Source organism: Streptomyces sp. OfavH-34-F, assembly GCF_022347745.1.
Classification (GTDB): domain Bacteria; phylum Actinomycetota; class Actinomycetes; order Streptomycetales; family Streptomycetaceae; genus Streptomyces.
Genome location: NZ_JAKRGC010000041.1, coordinates 17,483 through 31,562, shown reverse-complemented (window position 1 = coordinate 31,562; position 14,080 = coordinate 17,483). Strand labels below are relative to the sequence as shown.

14 protein-coding genes are annotated in these 14,080 nt (G+C 74.0%); 11 read left to right on the top strand and 3 right to left on the bottom strand.

What is annotated here, in order from left to right:
- Positions 1-442: PRC-barrel domain-containing protein (locus MHW47_RS09850; protein ID WP_239222280.1), on the bottom strand; the 442-nt coding region annotated here is incomplete at its 3' end.
- Positions 443-708: 266 nt separating this feature from the next.
- Here MHW47_RS09850 and MHW47_RS09845 point away from each other — a divergent pair.
- The 7 genes from MHW47_RS09845 to MHW47_RS09815 all read left to right on the top strand — a co-directional run bounded on the left by MHW47_RS09845 (position 709) and on the right by MHW47_RS09815 (position 7,396).
- Positions 709-1,434, top strand: a complete 726-nt coding sequence (locus tag MHW47_RS09845; RefSeq protein ID WP_239222282.1) for an adenosylcobinamide amidohydrolase — start codon at positions 709-711, stop codon at positions 1,432-1,434.
- A gap of 53 nt (positions 1,435-1,487) precedes the next feature.
- Positions 1,488-2,393, top strand: coding sequence for an NAD(P)-dependent oxidoreductase (locus MHW47_RS09840; RefSeq protein ID WP_239222279.1), 906 nt, complete (start codon positions 1,488-1,490; stop codon positions 2,391-2,393).
- 227 nt (positions 2,394-2,620) lie between these two features.
- The gene (locus MHW47_RS09835) at positions 2,621-3,394 is read left to right on the top strand and encodes a GNAT family N-acetyltransferase (protein WP_239222278.1); all 774 of its coding nucleotides are present in this window, start codon (positions 2,621-2,623) and stop codon (positions 3,392-3,394) included.
- 114 nt (positions 3,395-3,508) lie between these two features.
- Positions 3,509-4,726, top strand: a complete 1,218-nt coding sequence (locus tag MHW47_RS09830) for a PP2C family protein-serine/threonine phosphatase (protein ID WP_239222277.1) — start codon at positions 3,509-3,511, stop codon at positions 4,724-4,726.
- A gap of 90 nt (positions 4,727-4,816) precedes the next feature.
- Positions 4,817-5,497 (top strand): TetR family transcriptional regulator, encoded by a 681-nt coding sequence (locus MHW47_RS09825; protein ID WP_239222276.1) that lies wholly within the window; start codon positions 4,817-4,819, stop codon positions 5,495-5,497.
- On the top strand, positions 5,494-6,264 hold the full coding sequence (locus tag MHW47_RS09820; protein WP_239222275.1) for an SDR family NAD(P)-dependent oxidoreductase: 771 nt from the start codon (positions 5,494-5,496) through the stop codon (positions 6,262-6,264). The genes MHW47_RS09825 and MHW47_RS09820 overlap by 4 nt, the downstream gene beginning before the upstream one ends.
- A gap of 91 nt (positions 6,265-6,355) precedes the next feature.
- On the top strand, positions 6,356-7,396 hold the full coding sequence (locus MHW47_RS09815) for an NAD(P)-dependent alcohol dehydrogenase (protein WP_239222274.1): 1,041 nt from the start codon (positions 6,356-6,358) through the stop codon (positions 7,394-7,396).
- Between the two features lie 51 nt (positions 7,397-7,447).
- Here MHW47_RS09815 and MHW47_RS09810 read toward each other — a convergent pair whose 3' ends face one another.
- Positions 7,448-7,945, bottom strand: a complete 498-nt coding sequence (locus tag MHW47_RS09810) for an NUDIX domain-containing protein (RefSeq protein WP_239222273.1) — start codon at positions 7,943-7,945, stop codon at positions 7,448-7,450.
- A gap of 58 nt (positions 7,946-8,003) precedes the next feature.
- Between MHW47_RS09810 and MHW47_RS09805 the strand changes: the two genes are divergently transcribed.
- The gene (locus MHW47_RS09805; protein WP_239222272.1) at positions 8,004-8,549 is read left to right on the top strand and encodes a DUF1697 domain-containing protein; all 546 of its coding nucleotides are present in this window, start codon (positions 8,004-8,006) and stop codon (positions 8,547-8,549) included.
- Between the two features lie 42 nt (positions 8,550-8,591).
- Here MHW47_RS09805 and MHW47_RS09800 read toward each other — a convergent pair whose 3' ends face one another.
- Positions 8,592-8,987 (bottom strand): molybdopterin-binding protein, encoded by a 396-nt coding sequence (locus tag MHW47_RS09800; RefSeq protein WP_111334880.1) that lies wholly within the window; start codon positions 8,985-8,987, stop codon positions 8,592-8,594.
- Positions 8,988-9,085: 98 nt separating this feature from the next.
- Between MHW47_RS09800 and MHW47_RS09795 the strand changes: the two genes are divergently transcribed.
- The 3 genes from MHW47_RS09795 to MHW47_RS09785 all read left to right on the top strand — a co-directional run bounded on the left by MHW47_RS09795 (position 9,086) and on the right by MHW47_RS09785 (position 13,974).
- On the top strand, positions 9,086-10,585 hold the full coding sequence (locus MHW47_RS09795; protein ID WP_239222271.1) for an MFS transporter: 1,500 nt from the start codon (positions 9,086-9,088) through the stop codon (positions 10,583-10,585).
- 11 nt (positions 10,586-10,596) lie between these two features.
- Positions 10,597-11,622, top strand: coding sequence for a glutathione S-transferase family protein (locus MHW47_RS09790; RefSeq protein ID WP_239222270.1), 1,026 nt, complete (start codon positions 10,597-10,599; stop codon positions 11,620-11,622).
- Between the two features lie 132 nt (positions 11,623-11,754).
- Positions 11,755-13,974 (top strand): NADP-dependent isocitrate dehydrogenase, encoded by a 2,220-nt coding sequence (locus MHW47_RS09785; RefSeq protein ID WP_239222269.1) that lies wholly within the window; start codon positions 11,755-11,757, stop codon positions 13,972-13,974.
- The last annotated feature ends 106 nt before the right edge of the window (positions 13,975-14,080 follow it).

Genomic DNA, 14,080 nt, shown 5'->3' with positions numbered 1-14,080 from the left:
CGGCCCCGGCGCCCGCTCCGGCCGCCGCGCCGGTGCCCGCCGCGCCCACGGTGCCGGTGCCCGTGCCCGTGGTGGTCGGGCCGCCGGTCGCCGAGCCCTCGCCGAGATTGCCCCTGGTGTTCCGGGTCAGGCCGTAGTGCCGGTACAGCTCCTCCTCCTCGGACACGGACAGATGCGCGTCCGCGTCCACCCGGGGAGCTTCCTTGACCTGGTCCTTGCCGTGAGAGATGTGCAGGTCGGAGCCCACTCGACGGGCTCCGGCGAGAGGCACGAAACTCTCCTTCATGCCGAACAGGCCGGTCTTCACCGTGATCCAGTCCGGGCGGCCGGTGTTGTCGTCGACATACACCCGGCCCACGTTGCCGATCTTCTCGCCCTCGGTGTCGTACACCGTCAGGCCGTCGAGCTCTCCGGAATCCGTGAAACCGTCAGCGGCTCCCATGTCCGATTCCTCCTCGCTCGGGCGCGTCCTGTGGGTGGGTCCAGCAGAGAAGGCGCGTCCGGATTCCATCGCGCCTCACCCGGATGGCCGCTGCAACCGCCCGGCCACCCGGGCCGGGGCGCGGGACGCGCCCCACACCCGCGCAGCCCCCGTGTCACGCGGTTCCGGGACCTACGCACCCGTTACGCCAATCGAGTGAACGGCCCGTTCGCGGGCGCCCGGCGCGGGGAGCGGGGCGGCTCCCGTAGGCCCCGGTGACGGCGCATATGATCGGCGGGTCCGTGCCGACCGACGTCCTGCCGCGCCACCGGGGGTGCCCCATCCGTTCCGTACGCGTCCGCCTCCCCGAGCAGCGGGGCGAACTCCTCGCCCGCCGGGAGGACGGCCGGGAACTGCACCATCTGGTGTGGCGGCTCGGCCCCGGCTGGCGGGTGTGCGGCAGCGCGGTCCTGGGCGGCGGCATCGGCCCGCGCGCCTGGATGCTCAACGCGCAGGTCCCCGGCGGCTACCCCCGCATGGACCCGGACCGCCACCTCGCCGAGATCGCCGCCGCCGCCCGGCTCACCGGCCCCGGCGCCGCACTCATGACCGCCGCCGACGTGACCGCGTACACCGCCGCCGACGACGGCGGCGTGCACGCGACGGTCACCTGCGGTCTCGGCGTACGGGGCTGGGCCGCCGCCCCCGACGAGGGCGCCGCCGGACCGCAGCGCCCCGGCACCGTCAACATCGTGGTGACCCTGCCCGTGGCCCTGACCGACGCCGCCCTGGTCAACGCCGTCGCCACCGCGACCGAGGCCAAGGTGCAGGCCCTCCTCGACGCCGGTCTCGACTGCTCGGGCACCCCCACCGACGCCGTCTGCGTCGCCGCCCCCGCCCCCGGGCCGGACGGCGCCGCCGAACCCTTCGCCGGGCCGCGCTCCCGCTGGGGCGCGCGCCTCGCCCGCGCCGTACACGCCGCCGTGCTGGAGGGCGCGCTGCGGCACCCCTGAGAGCCGAAGCCGCCGCGCGCCGCAGCCGGCGCGCGGCCGATGAAGGGAACCCCATGACCTCAGCAGTCCCCGCACCCCCGCAGCGGCCCGTCGTCGCCGTGCTCGGCACCGGGATCATGGGCGCGGCCATGGCCCGCAGCCTGCTCCGCGCCGGTCTGGAGGTCCGCGCCTGGAACCGGACCCGGGCCAAGGCCGCCCCGCTGGCCGAGGACGGTGCCACCGTCACCGGCACGGCCGCCGAGGCCGTGCGCGGCGCACACGTCGTGCTTACCGCGCTCACCGACGCGACCGCCGTCGCCGCCGCGCTCACCGCCGCATCCGAGGGGCTGCACCGCGGCCAGGTGCTGCTCCAGACGTCCACCGTCGGCCCGGACGGCGCCGTCGAACTGGCCCAGCGCGCCGCCGACCTCGGACTGGTCCACCTCGACGCCCCCGTCGTCGGTACCCGGCAGCCCGCCGAACAGGGCGCGCTCACCGTCCTGGTCTCCGGACCCGCCGCCGCCGTCGAGGCCGCCGGGGCCGTGCTGGACGCCATCGGGCAGCGCACGGTCCGGGCCGGTGAGGAGCCGGGGGACGCGTCCCGGCTGAAGCTCGTGATCAACGCCTGGGTGATCAACATGGTGGGCGGCGTCGCCGAGTGCCTGAACCTCGCCGAAGGGCTGGGCGTGGACCCCGGCGCCTTCCTGGACGTCCTGGCCGGCGGACCGCTCGACACGGGCTATCTGCGGGCCAAGTCCGCCGCCGTCCTGGCCGGCGACCTCACCCCGAGCTTCGCGCTGTCCACGGCCCTGAAGGACACCCGGCTGATCCTCGACGCGGCCGGCCGGGCCGGGGTCCGGCTGGACCTGGCCGCCGCCTCGGCCGCCCGCTTCGAACGGGCGGAGGCGGACGGGCACGGCGAGGAGGACATGATCGCCACCTACTACGCGGGCCGGGCCCCCGGGCACGAGGCCGGCTGACCCGCCCGCGTACGGTCGAAGACCGCCCCACCGGTACGGGGGAGCCCGGTGGGACGGCCGCGACCAGCGTGCCACAGGACGGCGCACCGCAGGGGCGACCGGCTCATATACGGCTGTAGTTGAGTCGAAATCGACGGTACGGGGAATAGCCCCGCGCCGCCCGTCCTTGCCCACCAGTGGCGCCGGGCAGCCGGGCGCCGGAGGACGGAACAGGGGAGAAGGAGCACATGGCCGAGGCGTACGTGATCACCCGCGACGGCGGCCCGGAGGAGGAGGCCGCCGGACCGGTCACCGGCCCCGCGGCCGGCCACCCGCTGGACGACCCGGTGGGCACCGCGCTGCGCGGACCGCACGCGCACTTCGCCGAGCGCCGCGGCCGCGTCCTGCGCTACCCGCCCGAGGTCACCCCCTGGGCCGCCCTGCCCGCCCACCCCGGACCGGCCGACTGGGCCGACGCGGCGGCGCTCGCCGGGCCCGGCGGACTGGTCTGCGTCACCGCGTTCCGGGAGCTCCCGCCGCCGGACTGGGAGATCGCCTTCCACGTCGAGGGCGTCCAGCTCGTGGACGCGGGCGTGGCGGCCGAGCCGTTCCCGGACGCCGTCCGGCTGGGCCCCGCCGACGTGCCCGAGATGCTCGACCTGGTCGCCCGCACCCGGCCCGGCCCCTTCGAGCCCCGGACCGTCGAACTCGGCACGTACCTCGGGGTGCGCCGCGACGGCGTGCTCGTCGCCATGGCCGGTGAGCGCATGCGCCCGCCGGGCTGGAGCGAGATCAGCGCCGTCTGCACCGACGAGTCGGTACGCGGCCGGGGCATCGGCGGCGCGCTCGTGCGGGCCGTCGCCCACGAGATCCGGCAGCGCGGCGACACCCCCTTCCTGCACGCGGCCGCCGACAACACCGGCGCCGTCCGGCTCTACGAGTCGCTCGGGTTCGCGCTGCGCCGCCGCACCGCCTTCCTCGGCGCCGTCGTCCCGGACCGCACCGGCCGCCCCGCCGCATGACGGGACCTTCGGCCGGGCCTCCGAGGCCGTAGGACTCGTGTGTTCCGGTCCGTTTCCGGGTCGAATGGAGGTGAGCGCCGGCATCCGGCCGGCCGATCCCGGAAGGAGAGGACCGTGACCTTCGGACTCCTGAGCCGGCCCGCGCCGCGTGCGGCGCTCCCCGGCACCGAGACCGGGGAGGCCGCCGCACGCGCCCCCCGTATCGGCAACAGGGCACTGTCCGGCGGACTGGCCCTGCTCACCGCCGTGATCGTCGCTCTCGACGTCCTCGCCGGCGAGGACCTGCGTCTCGTGCCGCTGCTCGTCGTCGCCCCCGCCCTCGTCTCGGTCTTCGGGACGGTCGGCCAGACCGCGGCCGCCGGCGCCTGGGTCACCGGGGCGGCCGTCGTCACCCGGGCGGTGACCGGCGGCACCACCTGGGACATCGTCAGCAGCATCGTCTTCACGCTGTTCGCCTGCCTCCTCAGCGTCGGCGCCTGCTGGCTGCGCATCCGGCGCGCCACGGAGATCGCCCGGCTGCGCTCGGCCGCCGTCGCGCTCCAGCGCCAGATCCTGCGCCCGCTGCCCATCCCCACCGACCAGGTCACCGCCCACGGCACCTACACGCCGATCGAGGAGGACCACCTGGTCGGCGGGGACATCTACGAGGTCGTCCAGTCGCCCTACGGCACCCGCGTGATCATCGGCGACGTCCAGGGCAAGGGCCTGCCCGCCATCGGCGTCGGCTTCGCCGTCCTCGGCGCGTTCCGCGAGGCGGCCATCCGCGAACCCTCCCTCACCGGCCTCGTGGACCGCCTGGAGGACGCCGTCGCCCGGCAGAACGCCTTCTCCGCCGCGACCGGCGACGTGGAGCGCTTCGTCACCGCCCTCGTCCTCGGCTTCGACGGCGACGGCCGGGTGGAGGCCGTGAACTGCGGCCACCTGCCGCCCCGGCTGCTGCACGACGGGGTGGCCGTCCCGGTGCCGATGCGCCGGACCTCGGTACCGTTGGGGATGGCGGAACTCAGCAGCTCGGGCCGCAGCGCCGAACGGCTCGACTTCCCGCCCGGCGCCACGCTCCTGATGTTCACCGACGGCGTCACCGAGGCCCGCGACGCCGACGGGAACTTCTACCCGCTGGACGCCCGGCTGAGCCGCTGGGCGCGCCGGGAGCCCGGTGAACTGCTCGACGCGCTCGAACGGGACCTGGAGAAGTTCTCCCGCGGGGTCCGGCGCGACGACGTCGCCGTACTGGCCCTGCGCCGCACCCCCGCTCCGGCCGCCGCGCAGATCCCCGCACCGTCCGACGGGCACGAGGCGATGCGCGCCGCCGAGGTGTTCAGCGCGCCGTAGCCACGGGCGGCGGCCCACCCGCACCGGACCTTGCATGTCCCGGCGAGACTTATGTCGCGCCGGGACATTTTCGCGTGTACGGTGAAAGTCATGCAAGCGGAACAGAAGATTCCGGAACGACGGAGCCGCAAGGCCCGCCGGACCCGGGACGCACTGGCCCGGGCCGCGTTCGAGCTCGTCCTCGACCGCGGACTCCGGGAGGTCACGGTCGAGGAGATCGCCGCACGCGCCGACCTCGACCGCCGCACCTTCAGCCGGTACTTCGCGAGCAAGGAGGACGCCGTCCTGAACTCGGTCCGGGGCGACGGCGACCGGATCAACGCGGCGCTGCGCGCCCGCCCGGCCGATGAGCCCCCGCTCACCGCGTACCGCCGGGCGGTCCTGGACTGGCTCGCCGACCCCGACGCACCGGCCTGGCACCGACGCCCGCGGATCTACGAGCTGCTGGTCCTCGCCGAACGCGAGCCGACCCTGTACGCGGCGTTCCACCACATCCGGGTGGACGCCCAGGCGGAGTCGGTCGCCATCGTCGCGGACCGGCTGGGCACCGACCCGCTCAGCGACCTGCGGCCCGCCGTCACGGTCGCCGCCGGAGCCGGCGCCCTGCTCGCCGCCCAGGCCGCCTGGGTCCGCGGCGACCGCCCCGACGAGCTGCCCCGGCTCGTCGAGCGCGCCTTCGACGCCCTGGCCGGAGAGCTGGTCACCCGAGCCCCGGCGCCGCACAGCACCACCAGCACCACCAGCACCACGGAAGGAAACGGCACCCCATGAGCACCACCACCCCCACCGACCAGGAATTCGCCGGCCGCACCGCCCTCGTCACCGGAGGCGCCTCCGGCATCGGCCTGGCCGTCGCCCGCCGGCTCGCCGGCGCGGGCGCCTCGGTCGTCGTCGCCGACTACGACGAGGCGGGCGCCCGCGAGGCCGCCGCCGCGCTGGAGAACGCCGGCGGCCGGGCCGCCGCCGTCGCCCTGGACGTCACCGACCCCGCCTCCGTCGAGGCCGGCGTGCGGTTCGCCGTCGACACCTTCGGCGCGCTGCACCTCGCCGTGAACAACGCGGGCATCGGCGGCCCCAGCCACCCCACCGGCGAATACCCCGTCCAGGACTGGGACCGGGTCGTCGCCACCAACCTCAGCGGCGTCTTCTACTCGATGCGCCACGAACTGCCCGCCATCGTCGCCGCGGGTGGCGGTGCGATCGTCAACATGTCGTCGATCCTGGGCACCAACGGCTTCGCCGGTTCGCCGGCCTACGCCGCCGCCAAGCACGGCGTCGTCGGCCTCACCAAGACCGCCGCCCTGGAGTACGCCGCCCGGAACGTGCGGATCAACGCGGTGGGCCCCGGCTTCATCGACACCCCGCTGCTGCGCGACACGGAGGCCCCGGCGCGCGAGCACCTGATCTCACTGCACCCGGCGGGCCGCCTCGGCACGGCGGAGGAGGTGGCGGAGCTGACCGCGTTCCTGCTCTCCGACCGCGCCTCGTTCGTCCACGGCAGCTACCACCTGGTGGACGGCGGCTACTCCGCCTCCTGACCGGCACAGGACACGGGGGGACCGGGGGACATCGGGGGACACCGGGGGATTCGGGGGCCAGCACGCAAGCACCGAGGTCGAGGAGGACCCCATGAAGGCAGTTCAGTACCGGGAGATCGGCGCCGCACCCGAGGTCGTCACCGTCCCGGACCCGGAACCGGGCCCCGGACAGGTGTTGCTCAAGGTCACCGCGGCCGGCGTCTGCCACTCCGACATCGCCGTGATGAGCTGGCCCGCCGAGCAGTTCCCGTACCCGCTGCCGCTCACCCTCGGACACGAGGGCGTCGGCACCATAGCCGCCCTCGGCGACGGCGTCGACGGCCTGGAGACCGGCCAGTCCGTCGCCGTCTACGGCCCCTGGGGCTGCGGCACCTGCGTCAAGTGCGCCGAGGGCAAGGAGAACTACTGCCTGCGCGCGGCGGAACTGGGCATCAACCCGCCCGGCCTCGGCTCGCCCGGCGCCATGGCCGAGTACATGATCGTGGACGACCCGCGCCACCTGGTGCCCATCGGCGACCTGGACCCGGCGCGCACCGTGCCGCTCACCGACGCGGGCCTCACCCCCTACCACGCCATCAAGCGCTCGCTGCCGAAGCTGGTCCCCGGCGCGACCGCCGTCGTCATCGGCACCGGAGGACTGGGACACGTCGCCATCCAGCTGCTGCGCGCCCTGACGTCCGCACGGGTCATCGCGCTCGACGTCACCGAGGACAAGCTCGCCCTCGCCCGCACGGTCGGCGCCCACGAGACCGTCCTGTCCGACGAGCACGCGGCGGCGCGCATCCGGGAGCTGACCGGCGGCGTCGGCGCCGAGGTCGTCCTGGACTTCGTCGGCGCGCCCCCGACCGTCGCCACCGCCGGAGCCGCCGCCGCCATCGACTCGGACGTCACCATCGTCGGCATCGGCGGCGGCACCCTCCCCGTCGGCTTCGGCGTCCTGCCGTTCAACACCACGGTCACCGCCCCCTACTGGGGCTCCCGCTCCGAACTGGCCGAGGTGCTCGCCCTCGCCCACGACGGCGCGGTGGACGTCCACGTCGAGACGTACCCGCTGGAGGAGGCGCCGCTCGCCTACGAGCGGCTGCACGCCGGCAAGGTCAACGGACGGGCCGTCATCCTCCCGCAGAGCTGACGGGCACCGGACGCGGGCCGTCGCGCGCGGCGGCGGCCCGCGCCGCCGCCGTCAGCCGCCGTCGCCCGCGCCCGCCAGATGCTCGCGCAGCCGGTCCACGAACAGCCGCTGGCCCTTCACCAGCAGCCGGGCCGCCTCCTCGGGCGTGCACCAAGCGAACCGGTCCAGCTCCGGGAACTCCCGCAGCCTTCCGGACCCGCGCGGCCACTCCATCGTGAAGGTGCCCGGCACCGCGCCCGCCGGATCGACGTCGCCCTCCAACGCCCACACGGTCACCGTCTTCCCGCCGGCCTGCCGCGCCTCGCCCAGCGCCACCCACGCACCCTCCGGCGGCGGCCGGCCGAACTCCTCCCCGAACTCCCGCCGCGCCGCAGCCCGGGGCTCCTCGTCCGGCGTGTACTCGCCCTTGGGCACCGACCACGCCGCCTCCTCGCGGCGCGCCCAGAACGGGCCGCCCATATGGCCGATCAGCACCTCGAGCCCGCGCCCCGTACCCGTACGGAACAGGAGCAGACCGGCACTGCGGCGCGTCCTCCCGGTGGCCGTCATACCCTCAAGTGTGCGCGGCGCCCGCCCGTACGACCCTCCCAGGCGAACGGGTGATCGCTTGCTGTACATCGCGCTCCTGCGCGGAGTGAACGTGCCGGGCCGCTCCGTGAAGATGGAGCGGCTGCGCGCGCTCTTCACCGAACTGGGCCTCACCTCGGTGCGCAGCTACATCCAGAGCGGCAACGTCTTCTTCGAGTCCGACGAGACCGACCGGGCCGCGCTCGCCGCCCGCATCGGCGACCACCTCGCCCGGGCCCTCGGCTACGACGTCGCGGTCTGCCTGCGCACGGTGCCGGAACTGGAGGCGCTGATCGCGCTCGACCCGTTCCGCGACGTGCAGGCCGGCGACGACATCCGCCGCTGCGTCGTGTTCACCACCGAGCCCGTCGACCCCGGCCTGGAGCTGCCGCTGCTCTCCCCGAAGAAGGACATGGAGATCATCGGCACCACCGCGTACGAGGCGTTCGTCGTCTGGCACCTGATCAACGGCAAGGCCCCCGGCGCCAAGGGCTTCCAGGAGAACCTCCTCGGCCGCGACGCGACGACCCGCTTCTTCCACACCGTCGTCAAGATCCTCGCCGCCGCGAAGAAGGGCGCCGCCTGACCGACGCGCCTGAGCGGCGCGCCGCCGCAGACGCCCGCCCGGTCAGGCCCGGTCGATGTGCACGCTCGTCGACTTCACCCGGGCGGTGGCCTGCACCCCCACCTCCAGGCCCAGCTCCTCGACGGCCTCCCGCGTCAGCAGCGACACCAGCCGGTGCGGCCCCGCCTGGATCTCCACCTGCGCCGCCACGTCGCCGAGCTTCACCGCGGTCACGATCCCCGCGAACGCGTTGCGCGCCGAGGTGTACGACACCTCCTCGTCGCCCGCGCCGTGCTGCGCCACCTCGACGGAGAACGCCGCCAGGTCGCGGCCGTCGATGAGGCGGCGGCCGCCCTCGTCGCGATGGGTCGCCACCCGCCCCGCGTCGGCCCAGCGCCGGGCGGTGTCCGGGCTGACGCCCAGCAGACGGGCCGCCTGCCCGATCGTGTAGGACTGCATGCGCCGTACCCTAACCGGCCCCGTCCGCGCCCCGCCCCGCCCGGCCGGGTGGACCAGCCGGGATGAGGAATCACGGTGCGCGTCCTAGGGTGCCAACCATGGCAGACAGCGCGCCGGACCGGCGCTCCGCGGAGCGGGGCGGGAACCCGGGCGACGGCACGCCCGACCCGCGACGGTGGCGGGCGCTCGCCGTCTGCCTGGTCGCGGGGTTCATGACCCTGCTCGACGTCTCGATCGTGAACGTCGCACTGCCCTCCATCAAGGAGGGGCTGCACACCCCGGAGTCCGACCTGCAATGGGTCCTGTCCGGGTACGCGCTGGCCTTCGGCCTGTTCCTGATCCCGGCCGGACGGCTCGGCGACGCGCGGGGCCGGCGGGCCGTCTTCATGGCGGGGCTCGCCCTGTTCACCCTCGCGTCCGCCGCCTGCGGCGCCGCCCAGTCCAGTCTCTGGCTGGTCGTCGCCCGACTGGTCCAGGGCATGGCCGGCGGCATGGTCTCGCCGCAGATCTCCGCCCTCATCCAGCAGATGTTCCGGGGCCGTGAACGCGGCCGTGCCTTCGGCATGTTCGGCACGGTCGTCGGCATCTCCACGGCGGTCGGCCCGCTCCTGGGCGGCCTGCTGATCCAGGCCGCCGGGGCCGACGAGGGCTGGCGGTGGGTGTTCTACGTCAACCTGCCGCTCGGCGGTATCTGCCTGCTGCTCGCCCGCCGGCTGCTGCCCGACACCCCGCACGCCGGAGCGGTCCGGCTCCGCAACCTCGACCCGCTCGGCGTGCTGCTGCTGGGCGCCGGGGTCCTGGCCCTGCTGCTGCCCTTCGTCCAGTCCCGGCAGTGGCCGGGCCCCGGCAAGTGGCTGCTGGTGATCCTGGCGGCGGCGCTGCTCACCGCCTTCGCCGGGTGGGAGGCCCGCTGCGGGCGCCGGGGCACCCAGCCGGTCGTCGACCTCAGCCTCTTCCGGGTCCGCTCCTACTGGCTGGGCTGCCTGCTCATCCTGCTCTACTTCGCCGGATTCACCTCGATCTTCTTCATCACCACGCTCTACCTCCAGAGCGGCCTGCACTACACCGCGCTCCAGGCCGGCCTCGCCATCACCCCGTTCGCCGTGGGCTCCGCCGTCGCCGCGAGCCCCGGCGGCCGGCTCGTCGGGCGCTTCGGCCGCCCCCTCGTCGTCATCGGCCTCGTCGCCGTGGCCGTGGGCCTCGGGGCCACCGCGCTCGCCGTCCACCTCGTGCCCGGCCGGGGCGTGGGCTGGGCGATGGCCGCCCCGCTGCTGTTCGCGGGGCTCGGCAGCGGCCTGGTCATCGCCCCCAACCAGACGCTCACCCTCTCCGAGGTGCCCGTGGCCACCGCGGGCAGCGCCGGCGGCACCCTCCAGACCGGCCAGCGCGTCGGCTCGGCGATCGGCATCGCGGCCGTGGGCGCGGTGTTCTTCGCCCAGGTCGGCGGGGACGGCTGGTCCGACGCGTACGACCACGGGCTCATCGTCTCCGTCGCCTTCGTCGTCGCCGCCCTGCTCGTCGCACTCGCCGACGTGGGCGGCGGCCGGCGGGGCAGACGGCGTAGCGAGCACTCCGCACCCTCCGCAGCCCCCTCGTGAAGGAGAACGCGATGAACGACTCCGCCGGAACCGACGGCAACAGCTCGTACGGCCACAAGCCCTTCAAACGGTCCCGCAGCCACTTCGCGGACCGCATCACCGCCGACGGCCGCGACGGCTGGCCCGTCGAGGCGGGCCGCTACCGGCTCGTCGTCAGCCGCGCCTGCCCCTGGGCCAGCCGTGCCCTGGTCTCCCGCCGGCTCCTCGGCCTGGAGGACGCCCTCTCGCTCGCCGTCGCCGACCCGCTCCAGGACGACCGCAGCTGGCGCTTCACGCTGGACCCGGACGGCCGCGACCCGGTCCTCGGCATCCGCTACCTCAGCGAGGCGTACGACGCGCGGGAGCGCGGCTATCCGGGCGGGGTCAGCGTCCCGGCGATCGTCGACGTGCCCACCGGCAGGCTCGTCACCAACGACTACCAGCAGATCACCCTGGACCTCGCCACCGAGTGGACCGCCCTGCACCGCCCCGGCGCCCCCGACCTCTACCCCGAGCCGCTGCGGGCGGAGATCGACGAGGTCATGGAGGGGATCTACCGGGACGTGAACAACGGGGTGTACCGGGCCGGGTTCGCGGACACCCAGGAGACCTACGAGGAGGCGTACGAGGCGCTGTTCCGCCGCCTGGAGGAGACCTCGCGGCGGCTGGCGGACCGGCGCTACCTCGTCGGCGACACGATCACCGAGGCCGACATCCGGTTCTTCACCACCCTGGTGCGCTTCGACGCCGTCTACCACGGCCACTTCAAGTGCAACCGCCGCAAACTCTCCGAGGACCCGGTGCTGTGGGCGTACGTCAGGGACCTGTACCAGACACCCGGGTTCGGGGACACGGTGGACTTCCACCACATCAAGCAGCACTACTACCGCGTGCACACCGGCATCAACCCCACCGGCATCGTGCCGGCGGGCCCCGACCTGTCCGGCTGGCTCACCCCGCATCACCGCGAACAGCTCGGCGGACGCCCCTTCGGCGACGGCACCCCGCCCGGACCGCCGCCCTCCCGCGAACAGATCCCGCCCGGCGGACGTCCCTAGGGCCGGTCCGGCGGATCACGGCCGGGGTCCTGGGCGGCTTCCGGCCGGTGTGGGCAGGGTCCTGTCGAGTCGCCGCCCCTCACGAGATATCTTGATGTCAAGCAATGTTGCAGACGTGGAGCGGAGCACAGGGTGACTGACTCGACCATCATCTATACACACACCGACGAGGCCCCGGCCCTGGCGACCTATTCGTTCCTGCCCGTGATCCAGGCGTACGCCTCCAAGGCCGGGATCAACGTCGAGAGCCGGGACATCTCGCTCGCGGGCCGGATCATCGCGGGCTTCCCGGACCGCCTCCGGGAGGACCAGCGCATCGACGACGCGCTCGCCGAGCTGGGTGAGCTGGCCACCACGCCGGGCGCCAACATCATCAAGCTGCCCAACATCTCGGCCTCGATCCCGCAGCTCAAGGCCGCCATCGCCGAGCTCCAGGCCCAGGGCTACGACCTGCCGGACTACCCGGACGACCCGAAGACCGACGAGGACAAGGACGTCCGCGCCCGTTACGACAAGGTCAAGGGCAGCGCCGTCAACCCGGTCCTGCGCGAGGGCAACTCCGACCGCCGCGCCCCCGCGTCGGTCAAGAACTACGCCAAGACCCACCCGCACCGCATGGGCGCCTGGTCCGCCGACTCCAAGACCAACGTCGCCACCATGGGCGTCGACGACTTCCGGTCCACCGAGAAGTCCGCGGTCATCGCCGAGCCCGGCAACCTGCGCATCGAGCTCGTCGGCGACGACGGCACCACCACCGTGCTGCGCGAGTCCGTACCGGTCCTCGCGGGCGAGGTCGTCGACGCCTCCGTCATGCGCGTCGCCGCCCTGCGCGAGTTCATCACCGCCCAGATCGCCCGCGCCAAGGCCGAGGGCGTGCTCTTCTCCGTGCACCTCAAGGCCACGATGATGAAGGTCTCCGACCCGATCATCTTCGGCCACGTCGTGCGCGCCTTCTTCCCCAAGACCTTCGCCGAGTACGGTGACGTGCTCGCCGCCGCCGGCCTGACCCCGAACGACGGTCTGGGCGGCATCCTCAAGGGCCTGGAGTCCCTGCCCGAGGGCGCGAAGATCAAGGAGTCCTTCGACGCCGAGCTGGCCGAGGGCCCCGCCCTCGCCATGGTCGACTCCGACAAGGGCATCACCAACCTGCACGTCCCGAGCGACGTCATCGTGGACGCCTCCATGCCGGCCATGATCCGCACCTCCGGCCACATGTGGGGCCCGGACGGCCAGGAGGCCGACACCATCGCCGTCCTCCCGGACAGCAGCTACGCCGGTGTCTACCAGGTCGTCATCGACGACTGCCGCGCCAACGGCGCCTTCGACCCGGCCACCATGGGCTCGGTGCCCAACGTCGGCCTCATGGCGCAGAAGGCCGAGGAGTACGGCAGCCACGACAAGACGTTCGAGATCCCCACCACGGGCACCGTCCGCGTCGTCGACGCCGACGGCAACGCCGTGCTGGAGCAGACCGTCGGCGCCGGCGACATCTTCCGCATGTGCCAGGCCAAGGACCTCCCGATCCAGGACTGGGTCAAGCTCGCCGTCACCCGCGCCCGCGCCACCGGCGCCCCGGCCGTCTTCTGGCTGGACGAGGACCGCGCCCACGACGCGCAGCTCATCGCCAAGGTCCGCACGTACCTCGCCGACCACGACACCGACGGTCTCCAGATCGAGATCATGTCCCCGGTGAAGGCCACCGCCTTCTCGCTGGAGCGCATCCGCCGCGGCGAGGACACCATCTCGGTGACCGGCAACGTGCTCCGCGACTACCTCACGGACCTGTTCCCGATCCTGGAGCTGGGCACCAGCGCCAAGATGCTCTCGATCGTCCCGCTGATGAACGGCGGCGGCCTCTTCGAGACGGGCGCCGGCGGCTCCGCGCCCAAGCACGTCCAGCAGCTGGTCAAGGAGGACTACCTGCGCTGGGACAGCCTGGGCGAGTTCTTCGCCCTCGCCGCCAGCTTCGAGCACCTGGCGCAGAGCACGGGCAACGCCCGCGCCCAGGTCCTCGCCGAGACGCTGGACCGGGCCACGGCCACGTTCCTCAACGAGGACAAGTCGCCCTCCCGCCGCCTCGGCGGGATCGACAACCGCGGCAGCCACTTCTACCTGTCGCTGTACTGGGCCCAGGAGCTGGCGGGCCAGTCCGCCGACGCCGAGCTGGCCGAGGCGTTCGCCCCGCTCGCCAAGACCCTGGCCGAGCAGGAGAGCACGATCGTCGACGAGCTGATCGCCGTCCAGGGCAAGCCGGCCGACATCGGCGGCTACTACCAGCCCGACCCGGCCAAGGCCGCGGCCGTCATGCGCCCCTCCGCGACGTTCAACCAGGCGATCGCCAGCCTCGCCTGACCCCGGCGCGCACCCCGACGCCCCGGCCGGCTCCCGCCGCGCCGGGGCGTCCCCGCGTCCGTAACCCCCCTGACGGGTGAAATGTGGAGTCCCGGCGGGTGCCGGG

Excerpts from the sequence above, each read along its gene's own strand:
- MHW47_RS09820 (WP_239222275.1), top strand. The coding sequence starts at position 5,494 with ATGAGCACCACCACCCCCACCGACCAGGAATTCGCCGGCCGCACCGCC.
- MHW47_RS09835 (WP_239222278.1), top strand. The coding sequence starts at position 2,621 with ATGGCCGAGGCGTACGTGATCACCCGCGACGGCGGCCCGGAGGAGGAG.
- MHW47_RS09815 (WP_239222274.1), top strand. The coding sequence starts at position 6,356 with ATGAAGGCAGTTCAGTACCGGGAGATCGGCGCCGCACCCGAGGTCGTC.
- MHW47_RS09795 (WP_239222271.1), top strand. The coding sequence starts at position 9,086 with ATGGCAGACAGCGCGCCGGACCGGCGCTCCGCGGAGCGGGGCGGGAAC.
- MHW47_RS09825 (WP_239222276.1), top strand. The coding sequence starts at position 4,817 with ATGCAAGCGGAACAGAAGATTCCGGAACGACGGAGCCGCAAGGCCCGC.
- MHW47_RS09840 (WP_239222279.1), top strand. The coding sequence starts at position 1,488 with ATGACCTCAGCAGTCCCCGCACCCCCGCAGCGGCCCGTCGTCGCCGTG.
- MHW47_RS09845 (WP_239222282.1), top strand. The coding sequence starts at position 709 with ATGATCGGCGGGTCCGTGCCGACCGACGTCCTGCCGCGCCACCGGGGG.
- MHW47_RS09790 (WP_239222270.1), top strand. The coding sequence starts at position 10,597 with ATGAACGACTCCGCCGGAACCGACGGCAACAGCTCGTACGGCCACAAG.
- MHW47_RS09810 (WP_239222273.1), bottom strand. The coding sequence starts at position 7,945 with ATGACGGCCACCGGGAGGACGCGCCGCAGTGCCGGTCTGCTCCTGTTC.
- MHW47_RS09800 (WP_111334880.1), bottom strand. The coding sequence starts at position 8,987 with ATGCAGTCCTACACGATCGGGCAGGCGGCCCGTCTGCTGGGCGTCAGC.